The sequence below is a fragment of the Aeromonas genomosp. paramedia genome (assembly GCF_023093515.1).
Lineage (GTDB): Bacteria > Pseudomonadota > Gammaproteobacteria > Enterobacterales > Aeromonadaceae > Aeromonas.
Genome location: NZ_JAAROG010000020.1, coordinates 256054 through 271072 on the forward strand (window position 1 = coordinate 256054; position 15019 = coordinate 271072).

Consider the following 15019-nt stretch of genomic DNA (forward strand, 5'->3'; position numbering starts at 1 on the left):
CGAGTTAGCCCGTCACTCTCAGCCCGGGTTGCGATCCGGGAAGGCCTCGCGCTCGTCGACGGGGGCAATCAGGTGATAGACCTCCTGGGCCGACAGGGTGCAGCCCGAGGGCCACTCCAGCTGGTGGCGACGATTGATGAAGACCCGGGCACAACGCCGCTCCGAGTCCAGCGCAGCGAACAGGGGCTGGCTGCGCCAGGGGGTCAGGTCCAGCATCCCGGTGGTGCCGTCCGAGAGCACCACGAACAGGCACCAACCGTGCACATACTCCACATCGATAAAGACCGGCATCCCTTCGGCTCCGATTGAGAAAATCCGGCGCCATTATAGGCAAGCCCCCTGCCGCGCTTTGCAGTGGGGATCACACAACGCCCAGTCATTTATGCTGTCTTTGGGCTCCCCCGGGATCCCTCATTAAAAAAATCAATGTTATCAATAGCATCCTATGGCCCCCTGCGCCGCAACCTTTCCCCGCCCCCATTGTCATAACCCTGCAATATAAAAAAAGCTGTCCTCGGATGGGCATCAAAAACAGGCTTTATCAGGAAAAACAATGACAAAAATAAGACATTGGCTGGGTCCATTTTGGCCCATCGCCATTTTTTCGGTGATCGCGCTCATCGCCCTCTCCGCCAGCCGGGCAGGCCTGGGGCTCTGGCAACAGGAGCGGGTCGACGCCGTCGCCGGTTGGTCGCAACTGCTGCTGCAAGGTATCCGGGTCGACCTTGCCACCCTCTGCTGGCTGTGGGGCGTCCCCGCCGTCTTCACTCTGCTGCTGGCAGGCCCCCATGCCCTGGGCCGCGCCTGGCTGCAACTCATCCGGGTCTGGCTGACCCTGGGGCTCTGGCTGATGCTCTTCCTCGAGATCTCCACCCCCGCCTTCGTCACCGAATACGGGGTGCGCCCCAATCGCCTCTATATCGAATACCTCATCTACCCGAAGGAAGTGCTCGCCATGCTGTGGGCGGGGCGCAAGGGCGAGCTGCTGCTGGCCCTGGTGTTCAGCCTGCTGACTCTGGGGGGCGGCTGGTGGCTGAGCGGGCGCCTGATGCGGCACCTGAGCTTCCCGCGCTGGTATCTGCGCCCGGCCTTCGCCCTGCTGATCCTCGCCATCGGCTTCCTCGGCGCCCGCTCCAGCCTGGGGCACCGGGCCCTCAACCCGGCCATGGTGGCATTCGCCAGCGATCCCCTGGTCAACGCCCTGACGGTCAACTCCGCCTACTCCCTCTTCTTCGCCATCAAGCAGATGAGCAACGAGGAGAGTGCCGGCGAATTCTACGGGGAACTGCCCAGAGAACGGATCCTGGCGCTGGTGCGCGAGGAGAGCGGCCGCCCCGACCAGGACTTCAGCTCCGAGACACAACCCAGCCAGACCTTCAACTCAGCCAGCCATAGCGGCAAGCCGAAGAACCTGGTGATCCTGCTGCAAGAGAGCCTGGGTGCCCAGTTTGTCGGTTCCCTCGGCGGCCTGCCGCTCACCCCCAACATAGATGCGCTGTCCCGGGAGGGCTGGGCGTTCGAGCAGCTCTACGCCACTGGCACCCGCTCGGTGCGCGGCATAGAGGCGGTGCTGACCGGCTTCACGCCGACCCCGGCCCAGGCCGTGGTCAAGCTCGGCAAGAGCCAGACCAACTTCTTCACCATCGCGGATCTGCTCAAGCAGCGGGGCTATGACACCAGCTTCATCTACGGCGGCGAGAGCCATTTCGACAACATGCGCAGCTTCTTCCTCGGCAATGGCTTCACCACCATAGTCGAGCAGAAGGACTTCAAGAACCCGGTGTTCGAGGGCTCATGGGGCGCCTCGGATGAAGATCTCATGGCCAAGGCCAACGACACCTTCGAAGCACTGCACAAGCAGGGCAAGCCCTTCTTCAGCCTGGTGTTCAGCTCCAGCAACCACGATCCCTTCGAGTTCCCGGACGACCGCATCTCCCTCTATGAACAGCCCAAGGCGACCCGCAACAACGCCGCCAAGTACGCGGATTACGCCGTCGGCGAGTTCTTCAGGAGGGCCAAGGCATCGGACTACTGGAAGGACACCCTGTTCCTGGTCATCGCCGATCACGACAGCCGGGTCGGTGGCGCCAGTCTGGTACCCATCCCCCGCTTCCATATTCCTGGGGTCATAGTGGGAGAGGGCATAGCGCCGAAACAGGATCCGCGCATCGTCAGCCAGATCGACATGGCGCCCACCCTGCTCTCCCTGATGGGCATAAGTGCCGACTACCCCATGCTGGGCAAGGATCTGACCCGCATGCCGGCAGACTGGCCGGGGCGCGCCATCATGCAGTACGACAAGAACTTCGCCCTGATGCGAGGCAAGGACGTGGTGATACTGCAGCCGGAGCGGGCGGCGGAAGGCTTCATCTATGACGATGCCAGCGAGTCCCTCACCCCGGCCCCGCAGCCGGATGCCATGAAGGATGCCGCGCTGGGCCTGGTGCTCTGGGGCAACCTGGCCTACCAGCAGGGGCTCTACCAGACGGCGCCGGACGACAGGCTGGCCCTCAACTGACGGGATGAAGAAACGAAAAAACCGCCAGCTGGCGGTTTTTTTTCTGCCCCCTGGCGCTCAGGGGTGGGTGAAGCAGGGCAGGGATCGGCTGAACCTGTGCTCGAACACCAGGGAGGTCTCGAGGTGTACCACCTCTTCCCGGGAGGTGAAGTGATCGAACACGAAATTGCGCAGGTGCTCGGTGTCGGCGACGCAGAGGTGCACCAGGAAATCATCCTTGCCACCCATGTGAAACAGGCTGATCACCTCGGGCAACGCCAGGATGGCATCGCGAAACGCATCTATGATCTGCCGGCTGTGGCGCGCCAGCTGCAGGGAGACCATGGCCTGGATATGGCCGCCCAGGGCCTGATAATCCACCTCGCAGTGAGCGCCCTTCAGCACCCCGTCCTGTTGCAGCTTGCGCACCCGCTCCAGGCAGGTGGAGGGAGCCACCCCGACCAGGGCCGCCAAATCCTTGTTGGTCATGCCCGCATCGCGAAACAGATGGGCCAGGATGTCCAAGTCCAGTTGATCCAGGTTTCTCATCTCTACTCCTTCCATCGCTCTATTTTTTTAGACTCTGCCCGTAAACCGGGCCGAACACAACGCAGATTGACATCGCACCCGCGCCCTCTATGCTGTGCCGCACTCAAACAAGGGGCCAACAAGTTCGTTTGACACCCGATTAGCACCGACAAGGATCCTCATGCTCAGTGCCCACCCCTTCTGGAGCCTGGAGGTTCCGCGCCTCGACGGCCAGCTGTTGCTCACTCCCTGCCCCGGCAACCAGCAGGTTGCCATGCCGCTCGCCCTGGCCCAGTTGCAGCTGGCCGGTGCCGACGGTGTGCTCACGCTGATGACGAAGGATGAGCTGGCCGCACGCGGCGCAGGCACCCTCGGCTCACTGGTCGAGGCCAGGGGCATGGCCTGGTTCCACCTGCCCATAGCGGACGATGAGGCCCCCGATGAAGCCTTCGAGCGAGCCTGGCCCCCCGTGCTGCCGCAACTGCTCTCCCTGCTGCGCGAGGGCAGACACCTGGCCATTCACTGTCACGGAGGGAGCGGTCGCACCGGGCTGGTGGCGGCCCTGCTGCTGATGGCCCTTGGCCAGCCCCAGCCGGAGGCCATGGCCGCCATCCGGGCCCGGCGGCCCGGCGCCTTCACCCTGGCCTGCCACCGTCACTGGCTCGACACCCGGGGGCGACGGCTGGCCGGGGCCGACTGAAGGGTGCCCTGGCCCTTGAGCTGCGGACAATTGAACACCTTGGCGAACTCCTCCGGCTAATAGCGGGTGAGCCGGCCCTACACCTGGCCCTTGGGCTGCTCGTAAGTGAACACCTTGCCGATGTCCTCCAGCCGATAGCTGGTGAGCTGATAGACGTAGTAGTTGAGCCAGTTGGAAAACAGCAGGTGGCCGTGGCTGCGCCAGGTGGCGCGCGGGGTCTGATCGGGGTTGTCGCCCGGGTAGTAGTTGACCGGGATGACGGGGGTGAGCCCGGCCGCCAGATCCCGCCGGTATTCGCCGTCCAGGGTCAGGGCATCGTATTCGGGATGGCCGGTGACAAACACCTGGCGGCAATCCTTGGTCGCCGCCAGATAGACGCCGGCCTCCTCGGACTCGGCGAAGATCTGCAGATCGGTCTGGGCGCGGATAAGATCCCCGTCGAAGGCCGCATAGCGGGAGTGGGGCGCGACGAACTCGTCATCGAAGCCACGCAGCAGCGGCTCGTGCTCATCGAGGCGGTGGTGGCGATAGACCCCTGACAGCTTCTCGCCGTGGGTCTGCTTCTCCATGCCATACAGGGCTTTCAGCGCAGCCTGCACCGCCCAGCACAGGAACAGGGTGGAGGTCACATGCTGATGGGACCACTCGATGATCTCGACGATGCGCGGCCAGTAGACCACCTCCTCGAACTCCACCAGCCCGAGCGGCGCCCCCGTGATGATCATGCCGTCGTAGTTGTTGCCACGGACCTGCTCGAAGTCGTGATAGAAGTTCTCCAGGTGCGCCTGGGGCGTGTTCTTCGACTCCCGATCGTCGATGCGCAGCAGATCCACGTCCACCTGCAAGGGCGAGTTGGAGAGCATCCGCATCAGCTGGATCTCGGTCTCTATCTTCTTGGGCATCAGGTTGAGGATGAGCACCCGCAGCGGACGGATGTTCTGGGTGACGGCCCGGGATTCCGTCATCACGAAGATGTTCTCCTGCCCCAGCACTTCGGCGGCGGGCAACTGGTCCGGGATCTTGATCGGCATGCTGACTCCCTGTACTGCATCGGTAAATATGTCTGGACATCTAGAAGCCTATAATAAAGCGCTCATCCTGTCATCAGATACCTTTTGTATTCACCCCTGCCTTTGACTAGCATACGGCTCTGTGTGTCTCTCGTGCCCAACCCCATGACAGGAATCAAGATCTCGGTCGATCGGCTGCAAGTCGGCAATTACGTCTCCCTGCCACTGGGATGGCGTGAGCACCCCTTCCTGTTTTCCAGCTTCAAACTCAAGAGTGAAGAGGAGATAGAGCTGATCCGCCGGCTCGGTCTCAAGCTGGTGACCATCATCCCCGACAAGAGCGATGCCCCCCCCAAGCCCCTCGATCGGGTGCAGCCCGCACCGGATGGCGCAGACGATCTGGTCGGGCGCCAGCAGGAGATGCAGCAGGAGAAGACCAGGCGCATCGAGCAGTTGCAGCGCTATCGCCGGGATCTGCAGCAGTGCGAGAAGCATTTCCAGCAGTCCCTGGCCCAGGTGCGCAACCTGATGGGCAAGATCCAGTCCCGCCCCCTCAACGCCATCAATGAGGCCCAGGAGCTGATCAACGCCATGACGGAGCAGCTGCTGTCGGTGGACGAGATGGTGCTGCACCTGGTCTCCGACAGCGCGGATGGCAACAGCCTCCAGTTCCACTCCCTCAACGTCAGCGTGCTCAGCATGCTGCTGGCCAGGGAGTGCAAGCTGCCGGCGGAGGCTATTCGCCAGGTCGGCATGGGGGCCCTGTTCCACGACATCGGCAAGCTGAAGATCCCGAGCCAGATCCTGCGCAAGACAAGCCCCCTGACCAAGCCGGAGCAGAATCTGATGGCCCAGCACCCGCGCTACGGCCTGGAGCTGCTGAGCCTGGCCAGTGACTTCCCCGAGCCGGCGAAGCGCATAGTGCAGTACCACCACGAATACCTGGATGGCAGCGGACCACAGGGGCTCAGGGGGGATCAGCTCGACCCCCTGACCCAGATCGTCTCCCTCATCAACGAGTACGACAACCTCTGCCACCTGCAGGCCAAGGTGCCCTACTCGGCCCTCGGCAACCTCTACAAGCAGCGCAAGGCCCAGTTCAACACCGACCACCTCGGCATGCTGATCCGCCTGATGGGCATCTACCCGCCCGGCAGCGTGGTGCAGCTCTCCAACGGCCAGGTCGGGCTGGTGATGTCGGTCAACGCCTCCCGCCTGCTCTACCCTGCGGTGCTGGTATACGATCCCCGCATCCCGCGCCAGGAGGCGGCCATCATAGATCTCGAGCAGGCCGAGCTCTCCATTGCCAAGGTGATCCACCCCAAGCGACTGCCGCCGGCGGTGTTCGAGTACCTCAACCCCCGCACCCGGATCAGCTACTACTTCGAGCACAACAAGCCCTGATCGGGGTCCACCACCCAAGGAGTCTGCATGCGTATCGAGATCATCAGCACGGGGGACGAGATAGTGACCGGCCTGGTGGTGGACACCAACGCCGCCTGGCTCAGCGCCCTGCTGCTGGAGCAAGGCTGGCAGGTGCGCCGTCGCCTGACTGTGGGGGACAACCTCGCGGATCTGAAGGCCGCCTTGCAGGAGAGCGCCGACCGCGCCGAGGTGGTGCTGGTGTGCGGGGGGCTCGGCCCCACCGCGGATGATCTCACCGCCCAGGCGGCGGCCGAAGCCTTTTACCAGCCGCTCACCCTGTTCCCCGACTGGCTCGCCACCATGGCCGAGCGCTACGCCAGCCGGGGCCGCACCATGGCCCAGAGCAACAGCAAGCAGGCCTGGCTGCCCCGGGACTGCGAGATCCTCGACAACCCGGTCGGCACCGCCTGCGGCTTCGTGGTCAGCCACCCGGCCAGCCACGGCCAGAGCCGGCTCTTCTTCACCCCGGGCGTGCCGTTCGAGTTCAAGCAGATGGTGCGCGAGCAGATCTTGCCTCGCCTCAAGGCGCTGGCGGGGGAAGAGACGGACACCGAGCTGCGCCGCTTCTATACCTTCGGCATCTCGGAGTCCGCCCTCTCGGACAAGCTGGATGCGGCGCCCTGGCCTGCGGGTATCGAACTCGGCTACCGCTCCTCCATGCCCCTCATCGAGCTGAAACTCATCGGCCATGGGGCCAGCGCCGCCGACATGGCCGCCGCCGAGGCGCGCCTGCTCGGGGAGATAAGTCCCTGGCTGGTGGGACGGGGGAACGAGGAGCCGGCGCAGCAGATCCTGGCCCTGCTGGGGGCGCGGCCGCTGTGGCTGCAGGAAGGCGAGAGCCGGGGCGCCCTGCTGGCCATGTGCCACCCCCATCCGGTGCTGGAGGCCAGCTTCAGCCACAGCCTCCCCTGCGAGCTCGACCAACTGACGGGGAGCGGACAGGAACCCAGCCTGACCGTAGGCAGTGCGGGCCCCGACGGCGTGCCGCTGCTGCTGTGTGCAGACGGCCAGCGAATCGGCCAGAGGGTGAAGCTAAGTCACCCGGATCCCGAGAGCGGCCGCCGGATCCTCGCCTTCGCCGCCCTCGACATGCTGCGCCGTCACCTGCAGGGCCTGCCGGTGCTCGCCGACTACCTCACCCTGACCAGAACCGCCAGCCGCATCGGCTGATACCGGGCTAGAAGGCGCCTAAGCCCGCGCTCCCATGCACCCAGTACCCGGCGAGCGCCAGGGTCAGCAGGCAGAAGGCCTTCTCGTAGCCCCCGCCGCTCTTGAGGGGCAGACCGGGCAGCCGAAAGCGTCGGCGCCAGGGCCAGAACAGGGGAATGCCCGCCGGGGTGAGCCAATCCCCGAGCAGGTGGCTGAGGTAGCCGACGATGAGGGCGTCCTTCATCACCCCGGACAGAGGGCCGGGGGCCTGAAACTGCGCCAGCCCCCATATCCCCAGGCCCACCGCCAGCAGGCTGTGGGTGAAGCCGCGATGGCCGAACAGGCGGGAGAGCGGCCCCGAGATCCAGGGCAGTTGCCGACCGAGCAGGGACTGGGGGTGATCGAGATCCGGCAGCAGGGCACTGGCCAGGGCCATGGGCACTATGTGCCACAGGCTGCCTTCGGCCAGGGCCGGAGTGAGTTCGACCTTGTGGGCAAGCAGGGCGCAGGTAACGGAAAACAGCAGGTGGCCTTGGGCGGTCATGAGGCTCGTTCGGTTGGACAAGAGGGCAGTATGGTCGGCAGCGACCGGCGTCAGCGCCTCGGGGCGGCGGCAGATTAAAATCCCTTGAACCGCCTCTGGCAAGGTGAATCGTATCGCCACCCTGAACTTGATGTCCGTCGGGGGCGGCAGTCGGTGAAATAGTCAGCAGATACCGCCAAAAACACCTCATTTGACACTCAGCAAGCCGCCGCGCCTTCGCCATCGGCCCAACTCCCCGTCACACAGGATTTCCTCAACCCGGCTCACCCATTTGCACTCGGCTCGTTGACCCGGACGACGAAATGTCAGAATACTGCGGTTCTTGGCCGCCCCGGCGGCATCGACTCTTGGCAAGGATCCCGCCCCCGGCCACAGGGGGGCTAGCCGGATCGGGACAACGAAGGAGGATCCCGGTGTTAAGCAAAGCGTGGTTTCAGCTGTCGGCAGACATGACCTATGTCTGTCTGCGCATTACCCCGGGTCTCACCGAGCCCGTCCAGGAGCAACATGTCCTGGCCCTGCTGCGGCTCTCCAACTGCCGACGCTATCAGCCCCTCGACGAGGGGATCCGGCAGGCCGTCGCCCTGCTCAACACCCTGCTGACCCAGCCGGACGCCCCCTCCCACCCTCCCGTGCCCATAGCCCAGCGGCAGGATGCCCGGCTCCTCGTGCTGGTCGACAAGGATCAGATGAGCGCCAGCGCCCAGATCACCGCCGACTGGGGCGGCAACCCCCTGACCCTGGCGCAGTTGCAGGAGGCCGTGGCGGCGAGCCCAATCAAGCAGGGGGTGAGCGAGCGGCTGCTCGCCGCCGCCATCAAGGCCGCCAGCGAGGCGGCTCCCGGCGCCCGACTCAACCCCGTCATCGCTCTGGGCAAGGCGGCCAGACATGGCCAGGATACCCGCCTGGAGCGGCTGGTGGAGACGGCGGCGGAGCGGATCCTCAAGCCCCAGGAGGTGGACCACGGCAAGGTGGACATGCGCGATCTCGGCACCCTGCTCACCGTCAAGGCGGGCGCCCCCCTGATGCGGCGCCACCCCGCCACCCAGGGCATAGAGGGCTTCACGGTGACGGGCCAGGTGCTGCCTGCCCGCCACGGCAAGGAGAGCGCCATGACGGCGGGAGAAGGAACCTGTTTCTCCCCCGAGGATCCGGATCTGCTGCTGGCGACCCGCGCCGGGCTACCTTGCCAGGAGCGGGCCGGCATGAGGGTGGACGAGGTGCTGAGCGTCAAGCAGGTCGACATCCGCCACGGTCACGTCATGTTCGAGGGCTCCCTGCTGGTCACCGGGGACGTCATGCCCGGCATGCGGATCAAGACCAGCGGCGATGTGGTGATAGGGGGCTTCGTCGAGGGGGGCTATATCGAATCCGGCGGCACCATCACGGTGCGCAACGGCATCATAGGGCGCAAGCTGGAGGGGGACCAGTACCTCTGCCACCTCAACGCCGGGGGCGAGATCCACGCCAGCTATGCCCAGTACGCCAGGCTGGAGGCCGATGGCGACATCCATATCCAGAGCCAGCTCAGCCACAGCTATTGCCGCAGCGGCCAGGACATCAGGGTCGGGGACAGCGCCATGCGCAAGGGCCACCTCATCGGCGGCATCAACATCGCCAACCGCCTTATCATGGCGCCCGTGCTCGGGGCCTCGGCGGCGAACCGGACCCGGCTGCAGATCCTTGGTGGCTACTTCAGCCACAAGGAGCAGGAGCAGGCCCTGCGTCAACGCAAGCAGGCCTGCCGGGAGCAGCTCGACAAGCTGCAGGATCTCATCCTGCGGCTGCTGCAACTGCCCGGCGACAAGCGCAATCCCGAGACCCTGAAGAAGATCAAGGAGCTGCGCACCCGTCAGCTGGACGAGAGCAAGTCCCTTGACGAACAGCTTGCCGAGGCACAGCGCGAGCTGCAGGCCCTGATGGCCAACATGGACATCATCGCCACCCAGCGCCTCTTCCCCGGTGTCGAGGTGGAGATGGCCCATCACCACAACAGGGTCGACATAGAACACGGCCCCATCCACTTCGCCATCCGGGAAGATCAACTGCAACTGACCCCTTACGAGGGCCAGCACTGAGAGGCGCAATGGCCCCTCTTAGGCGATGGCGGCGTGATCCCGGCGGCGATTTTCGCTACACTCGGCCTCCCCTTGGCCCCATAGGGCGGGCCGGCCAGACTCAGGTAGTGAGAAGATGTACAAGCTGATCGCATTGGATATGGATGGCACCCTGCTGAACCCGCAAGGTCAAATAACCCCCCGCACCCATGCCGCCATCGCGGCCGCCCGCGCCCAGGGCGTGACCGTGGTGCTGACCTCGGGCCGCCCGCTGGAAGGCATGACCCCTTATCTGGCCGAGCTCGGCCTCACCGGTCAGGATGACTACGTCATCTGCTACAACGGCGCCCTGGTGCAGCAGGTTGCGGATCAACGCATACTGCGCAGCCAGCTTCTGACCGGCAGCGACGCCAGCGCCATCGCCCATCTGGCCTCTGAGCTGGGGGTCAACGTCCACGGCTTCTCCGTCCGCCAGGGCCTCATCAGCCCCAGGGTCAGCACCTACACAGAGCACGAGTCCCAACTGATCAAGATGCCGATCAACCTGGTGGACTTCGCCACCCTGCCCGCCGACGAGCAGATCATGAAGGTGATGATGATAGACCCCGAGCCCCAGCTCTCCCGCGCCATCGCCCAGTTGCCCGCCGAGCTCTATGAGCGCTACACGGTGGTGCGCAGCTCCCCCTACTTCCTCGAGTTCATGAACAAGCGAAGCAACAAGGGCACCGGCGTGGCCGCCCTGGCGGAGCACCTGGGCCTCACCGCCCACCAGGTGATCGCGGTGGGCGACGCGGGCAACGACCGCCACATGATCGAATATGCCGGACTCGGGGTCGCCATGGGCAACGCCACCGACGAGATCAAGACGCTGGCGCAACACACCACGGCCCGCAACGACGAGGACGGCGTGGCCAGGGTGATAGAGCAGTTCATCCTCAATGCCTGAATCGACGAGGGGCCTGCGGGCCCCTTCTGCTATCCGGCCATCAGGGCCGAATGTTTAATATATCCACCACGCCTTTTCCCCAAAATGCCCGCCAACTGCCGCACAAGCCCCTGATGCAGGGACTCAAGCTGGCTCAGCCGCCACGAGATTTAACATTAACGCATCATTTCGTTTGACATATTGAACGGCCTTGGCAGACTGGGATCGGGATCCAGGTTGTCATCGCCCAGGCTGACCGACGATTCTGGCACTGTGGCACGACCCTGATCCCATGACCATGCCTTGAGGCATGCCCTTGCGAGAGTGACGCGGCAAGGGCCTTCCCAAGGCGCAGGATGAGACCGCCAAGGATAGCCAAGGTGACCTATGCCCAACCCCAGTTCCCATTCCAAACCCGTCGTGTTGATGACCATGGGGGCCCAGGCCCGCAGTGGCCACGCCTACCAGGTAATGACCCACAAATACATCACCCCCCTGGTGGAGCTCAGCGGCTGCGTACCCCTGCTGGTTCCCACCTGCTGCGGGACAGCTGATCTGGAGCAGTATCTGGATCTCGTCGATGGGGTCTACCTGAGCGGGGCCGGATCCAACATAGATCCCGCCCTCTACGGCCAGGAGAACCTGACCCCGGAGAAGGCCCAGGACAGGGACAGGGATCTGTTCGACATAGCCCTGGTGCGCGCCGCCCTCGATCGGGGACTGCCCCTGCTCGGCATCTGCCGCGGCATGCAGGAGATCAACGTGGCGCTGGGCGGGGATATTCATCAGAAGGTCTATTGCGAGCCCGGCTATGCGGATCACAGGGAGGATGCGGACGATCCGGTGGAGGAGCAGTATGGCCACAGCCACCAGGTGAGCCTGGTGCCCGGCAGCTGGTTTGCCGACCTGATGGGGGAGGCGCAGATCCCGGTCAACTCCCTGCACGGCCAGGGGATCAAGACGCTGGCCAAGGGGCTGGTCCCGCTAGCCCATGCCGAGGATGGCTTGATCGAGGCGATCCACGCCCCTGCCCTCTCCCCCTTCCTGCTGGCGGTTCAGTGGCACCCTGAGTGGAAGGCGAAAGAGAATCCCCACTCCATCAAGCTGTTTAGCGCCTTCGGCGACGCCTGTCGCCAGTATCGGCAGCGGGCGGGCTAGTCGCCGAATCCCTTGCCCTTCAGCTTGGGCAGGGCCCCGCGATCCGGGCGCAGGGTACGGCAGACATCCAGCCCCTTGAGGCCTCGCTGGACATGGTCAGGGGCCTGCCCCAGCACCATGCCGTTGCCGCGATATAGCCGGGCCTCTTCCAGCTCGAACAGCTCGCCGCCGATCAGCAGCTGTTCGCGGCCATCGACCACCTTGCCCCGCTTCAGGGGCAGGGTCATGTCCACCAGGATCTCGCCGGTGGCGCACCCTTCACGCCAGCGGGCCTGATCCGAAAAGGGCGAAATGGCGATATCCCGCCAGGATCCATCCCTGAACTCCATCCGGTAGTGGTCGCGAAACAGATCGCAGCCCGCCAGCACCATGGGGATGGCCAACCAGATGACACTCTTCATTCCACTCACACCCTGTACTCCCTTGTCAGTCCGCGCCAAGGATAAATAAATGGCCTCGCCTGCGCATCTTTTCTCTGCCCCTCAAGAGGGCTCAGAGCAGCAGCCCGGCCAGCTCGTCGAGGGTGGCGAGCTCCACATCCGGCAGCAACTGCAACGACTGCCAGGGCAGCTGGCGCTCGTTGAGCCAGGCGGCCTTGAAGCCGTGCAACCTGGCCCCCAGCACATCCGTCTCGGGATGATCCCCCACGTGGAGTATCTGGCCGGGGGCGAGCCCGAGGGCCTGCTGCACCTGCACGAACATGTCCGGCGCCGGCTTCATCCTGGCCCCGGCCCCCGCCTTGCAGACCAGGGTGAAGTAGTCCGCGAGACCGGCCTGCACCAGATCCAGGTTGCCATTGGTGATGACCGCCAGGGGGTAGCGTTCCGCCAGGCGAGCCAGCAGGGCGTGAGTTGCCTCGCTCACCTCTATCTTCGAGCGCTCGGCGAGAAAGGCGGCGAACACCCGCTCTGCCTCCTGGTCCGCCCGGGAGGCGGCCATGCCCCCCTGCATCATGGCCTCGCGGATGCCGTGCTGGCGCGCCAGGCTGACGTCCTGACCCAGCTCGGGTCGGGCCAGCAGCAGGTTGCGCTTGAGCTCGAGCCAGCGCGGTTTGTCCAGCATGGCGGTGGCAAGGTATTCGCTGCGCAGGTGGCTCAGCATCCACTGCTCGGCCCGCGCTATGGCGGGGCCGTTGTCATAGAGGGTGTCGTCAAGATCAAACGAGATGGCGGCCACCGGCTGCCAGCGACGGTAGAACTGCATGGTCATTCCTCTTTATGGGGCTGTTCCCGTTACCTGTTGTCAAACCCATTCCCCTCATCCCCAAGCCTTCTCCCACTAGGAGAGAAGGGAGCAGAACCATTCGAGCACAGTCGCTTTTACTCATCTTCCGGGGTAGCGGGATCCCGTTTGGCCCTGGGGTGGGCGCTGTCATACACCTTGGCCAGATGCTGGAAGTCGAGGTGGGTATAGATCTGGGTGGTGGAGAGATCGGCGTGGCCCAGCAGCTCCTGCACCGCCCGCAGATCGCCGGAGGACTCCAGCATGTGGGTGGCGAAGCTGTGGCGCAGCTTGTGGGGATGGACGTGGGCATTGAGGGCCTGCTTGTTGCCCCAGCCGTCGAGCCGCTCCTGTACCGAGCGGGCCGACAACCGCTGTCGGCGCTTGGAGACGAACAGCGCCTCCCCCTCGTCCCCCGCCAGCAATGGCCGCACCTTGAGCCACTTCTGCAGCCACTCCACCGCCATCCTGCCCATGGGCAGCACCCGCTCCCGCGACCCCTTGCCGGTGACCCTGAGCTGGCGCTCATCGAGCTTCACGTCCGCGAGGTTGAGCCCCACCAGCTCGGCGAGGCGCAGCCCGGAGGAGTACATCAGCTCCATGATGGCGCGATCCCGCACCGCCAGCGGATCCTGCTCGTCGGTGATGTTGAGCAGCTGGTACATCTCGTCCACATCGAGGTTTTTGGGCAGCGGCCGCCCCTGCTTGGGGGTGACGATGCCGCGGGCCGGGTTGGCAGGGAGCCGCCCCTGGCGCACCTGCCAGTCGCAGAAACTGCGCAGGGCAGAGACCTTGGTGGCGAGCGATCGGGGGGCGAGGCCGGCCTTGTGCATCCGGGTCACCAGGCTGCGCACCTGGCTCGCCTCGAGCCGGCCCCAGTCATCGACCCCCAGCCTGACCAGCTCGGCGGCCATGGCCTCCAGATGGGCCTGATAGTTGCTGCGGGTATGAGGGCTGAGCTGGCGCTCGACCCTCAGGTATTCGATAAAGGCGGTGAGTTCCCCCGCCAGGGAGGCAGGCAGGGGGTCGGCGGCGGGGAGGGGTGCCTTAGCCACGAACCAGCTCGGGCAGACGCAGTTGCAGCAGACGCCCCAGCTGACCCAGCAGCAGGGTGTCGTTGTGGGGGCTGAAGTGGCTGGGATCCGAGCTGGCGAAGGCAAGCACGCCGAGATCCCCGAGCCGCATCAGGGCCACAGAGTTGACCAGCACGTCGCTGCCAAACAGCGCCTGCTTCTCGCTCTGGTTGAGCCGGCCGAAGTAGTAATCCGTCCCGGGCAGCCGCTGGCCCAGCAGCTGGTCGAGCTGCTTGCCGTCTGCCAGGAAACGCTGCTCGGGGCCGCTCAGCGGGAATTTCTTCGGGCTGAGCCAGAGCCGCAGGCCGGTCAGCCGCAGCCGCTGCACGAAGGCCTTGCCCATCACGGCGCTCAGCTCGAACAGGGTCTGGCAGCCATACAGCTCGCCATAGAGATCCGCATAGACCCGAAAGATCCGCTCGTTCTCGCTGGCGATCCCCATCAGTTCGGTGATCTCCTGCTCTAGCTGCTCGATGCGCTCGCGCTGTCTGTCCAGCTGGCGCTCCACCAGGGAGATGGTGCCCTTGTGCTCATGGGGAATGCGGATCCTGTCCAGCATGGCCCCGTGGCGCTGGAAAAACTCGGGGTAACGGGCCAGGTACTCCAGCACTGTGGCTTCGTCCATCAGTGATTCCTGCCGTTTGAGTTCGCTCATAACTTGGTTGATCCATCCGAAAAAGGGGCACAGGGCCCCGACATTACCGTTTGGCTGCGCGGAGGAGGTCCCCGCTC

The 15019-nt window shown here is 64.8% G+C and carries 15 protein-coding genes; 7 read left to right on the forward strand and 8 right to left on the reverse strand.

All coding sequences use genetic code 11. The features are described 5' to 3' along the window. Nucleotides 1-18: 18 nt before the first annotated feature. On the reverse strand, nt 19-291 hold the full coding sequence (locus tag HB860_RS16775) for a DUF2442 domain-containing protein (protein WP_247627356.1): 273 nt from the start codon (nt 289-291) through the stop codon (nt 19-21). A gap of 262 nt (nt 292-553) precedes the next feature. On the opposite strand from HB860_RS16775, the gene HB860_RS16780 reads away from it, so the two are divergent. Further along, complete coding sequence (locus HB860_RS16780; RefSeq protein ID WP_247627357.1) at nt 554-2518, forward strand: LTA synthase family protein; 1965 nt, start codon at nt 554-556, stop codon at nt 2516-2518. Between the two features lie 57 nt (nt 2519-2575). On the opposite strand, the gene HB860_RS16785 is transcribed toward HB860_RS16780, so the two are convergent. Next, entirely contained in the window at nt 2576-3046 is a 471-nt protein-coding gene (locus HB860_RS16785; RefSeq protein WP_025325515.1) for an Lrp/AsnC family transcriptional regulator, read from the reverse strand. 160 nt (nt 3047-3206) lie between these two features. Between HB860_RS16785 and HB860_RS16790 the strand changes: the two genes are divergently transcribed. Beyond that, on the forward strand, nt 3207-3725 hold the full coding sequence (locus tag HB860_RS16790) for a tyrosine-protein phosphatase (protein WP_247627358.1): 519 nt from the start codon (nt 3207-3209) through the stop codon (nt 3723-3725). A 77-nt stretch (nt 3726-3802) separates the two neighbouring features. On the opposite strand, the gene metA is transcribed toward HB860_RS16790, so the two are convergent. Continuing rightward, on the reverse strand, nt 3803-4756 hold the full coding sequence (gene metA, locus HB860_RS16795; RefSeq protein WP_247627359.1) for a homoserine O-acetyltransferase MetA: 954 nt from the start codon (nt 4754-4756) through the stop codon (nt 3803-3805). Between the two features lie 144 nt (nt 4757-4900). Here metA and HB860_RS16800 point away from each other — a divergent pair, with 144 nt between their 5' ends. Together HB860_RS16800 and HB860_RS16805 are read left to right on the forward strand one after the other, a co-directional pair. Further along, nucleotides 4901-6139: an HD-GYP domain-containing protein gene (locus tag HB860_RS16800; RefSeq protein ID WP_162519297.1), complete on the forward strand. Its 1239-nt coding sequence runs from the start codon at nt 4901-4903 to the stop codon at nt 6137-6139. A gap of 27 nt (nt 6140-6166) precedes the next feature. Continuing rightward, nucleotides 6167-7330 (forward strand): competence/damage-inducible protein A, encoded by a 1164-nt coding sequence (locus HB860_RS16805; RefSeq protein ID WP_247627360.1) that lies wholly within the window; start codon nt 6167-6169, stop codon nt 7328-7330. Between the two features lie 7 nt (nt 7331-7337). Here the strand turns inward: HB860_RS16805 and HB860_RS16810 are convergent, their stop codons facing one another. Beyond that, the gene (locus HB860_RS16810) at nt 7338-7853 is read right to left on the reverse strand and encodes a metal-dependent hydrolase (RefSeq protein ID WP_106885138.1); all 516 of its coding nucleotides are present in this window, start codon (nt 7851-7853) and stop codon (nt 7338-7340) included. Between the two features lie 413 nt (nt 7854-8266). Here HB860_RS16810 and HB860_RS16815 point away from each other — a divergent pair, with 413 nt between their 5' ends. The 3 genes from HB860_RS16815 (at nt 8267) to HB860_RS16825 (ending at nt 11993) form a co-directional block, all read left to right on the forward strand. After that, nucleotides 8267-9931, forward strand: coding sequence for a DUF342 domain-containing protein (locus HB860_RS16815; protein WP_348773037.1), 1665 nt, complete (start codon nt 8267-8269; stop codon nt 9929-9931). Between the two features lie 115 nt (nt 9932-10046). Beyond that, nucleotides 10047-10856 carry a sugar-phosphatase gene (gene yidA / locus HB860_RS16820; protein ID WP_247627361.1) on the forward strand — a complete coding sequence of 270 codons (810 nt, stop codon included), beginning with the start codon at nt 10047-10049 and terminating at the stop codon, nt 10854-10856. Between the two features lie 366 nt (nt 10857-11222). After that, nucleotides 11223-11993, forward strand: coding sequence for a gamma-glutamyl-gamma-aminobutyrate hydrolase family protein (locus tag HB860_RS16825; RefSeq protein WP_247627362.1), 771 nt, complete (start codon nt 11223-11225; stop codon nt 11991-11993). On the opposite strand, the gene HB860_RS16830 is transcribed toward HB860_RS16825, so the two are convergent. The 4 genes from HB860_RS16830 to HB860_RS16845 form a co-directional block, all read right to left on the reverse strand. After that, nucleotides 11990-12394 (reverse strand): hypothetical protein, encoded by a 405-nt coding sequence (locus HB860_RS16830; RefSeq protein WP_025325506.1) that lies wholly within the window; start codon nt 12392-12394, stop codon nt 11990-11992. The genes HB860_RS16825 and HB860_RS16830 overlap by 4 nt on opposite strands. A 91-nt stretch (nt 12395-12485) precedes the next feature. Then, nucleotides 12486-13196 (reverse strand): HAD-IA family hydrolase, encoded by a 711-nt coding sequence (locus HB860_RS16835; RefSeq protein WP_247627363.1) that lies wholly within the window; start codon nt 13194-13196, stop codon nt 12486-12488. A 116-nt stretch (nt 13197-13312) separates the two neighbouring features. Beyond that, nucleotides 13313-14269, reverse strand: coding sequence for a tyrosine recombinase XerC (gene xerC / locus HB860_RS16840; RefSeq protein WP_247627364.1), 957 nt, complete (start codon nt 14267-14269; stop codon nt 13313-13315). Further along, a complete protein-coding gene (locus HB860_RS16845) occupies nt 14262-14942 on the reverse strand; it encodes a DUF484 family protein (protein ID WP_247627365.1) in 681 nt (226 codons plus the stop codon). The genes xerC and HB860_RS16845 overlap by 8 nt, the downstream gene beginning before the upstream one ends. Nucleotides 14943-15019 lie beyond the last annotated feature (77 nt).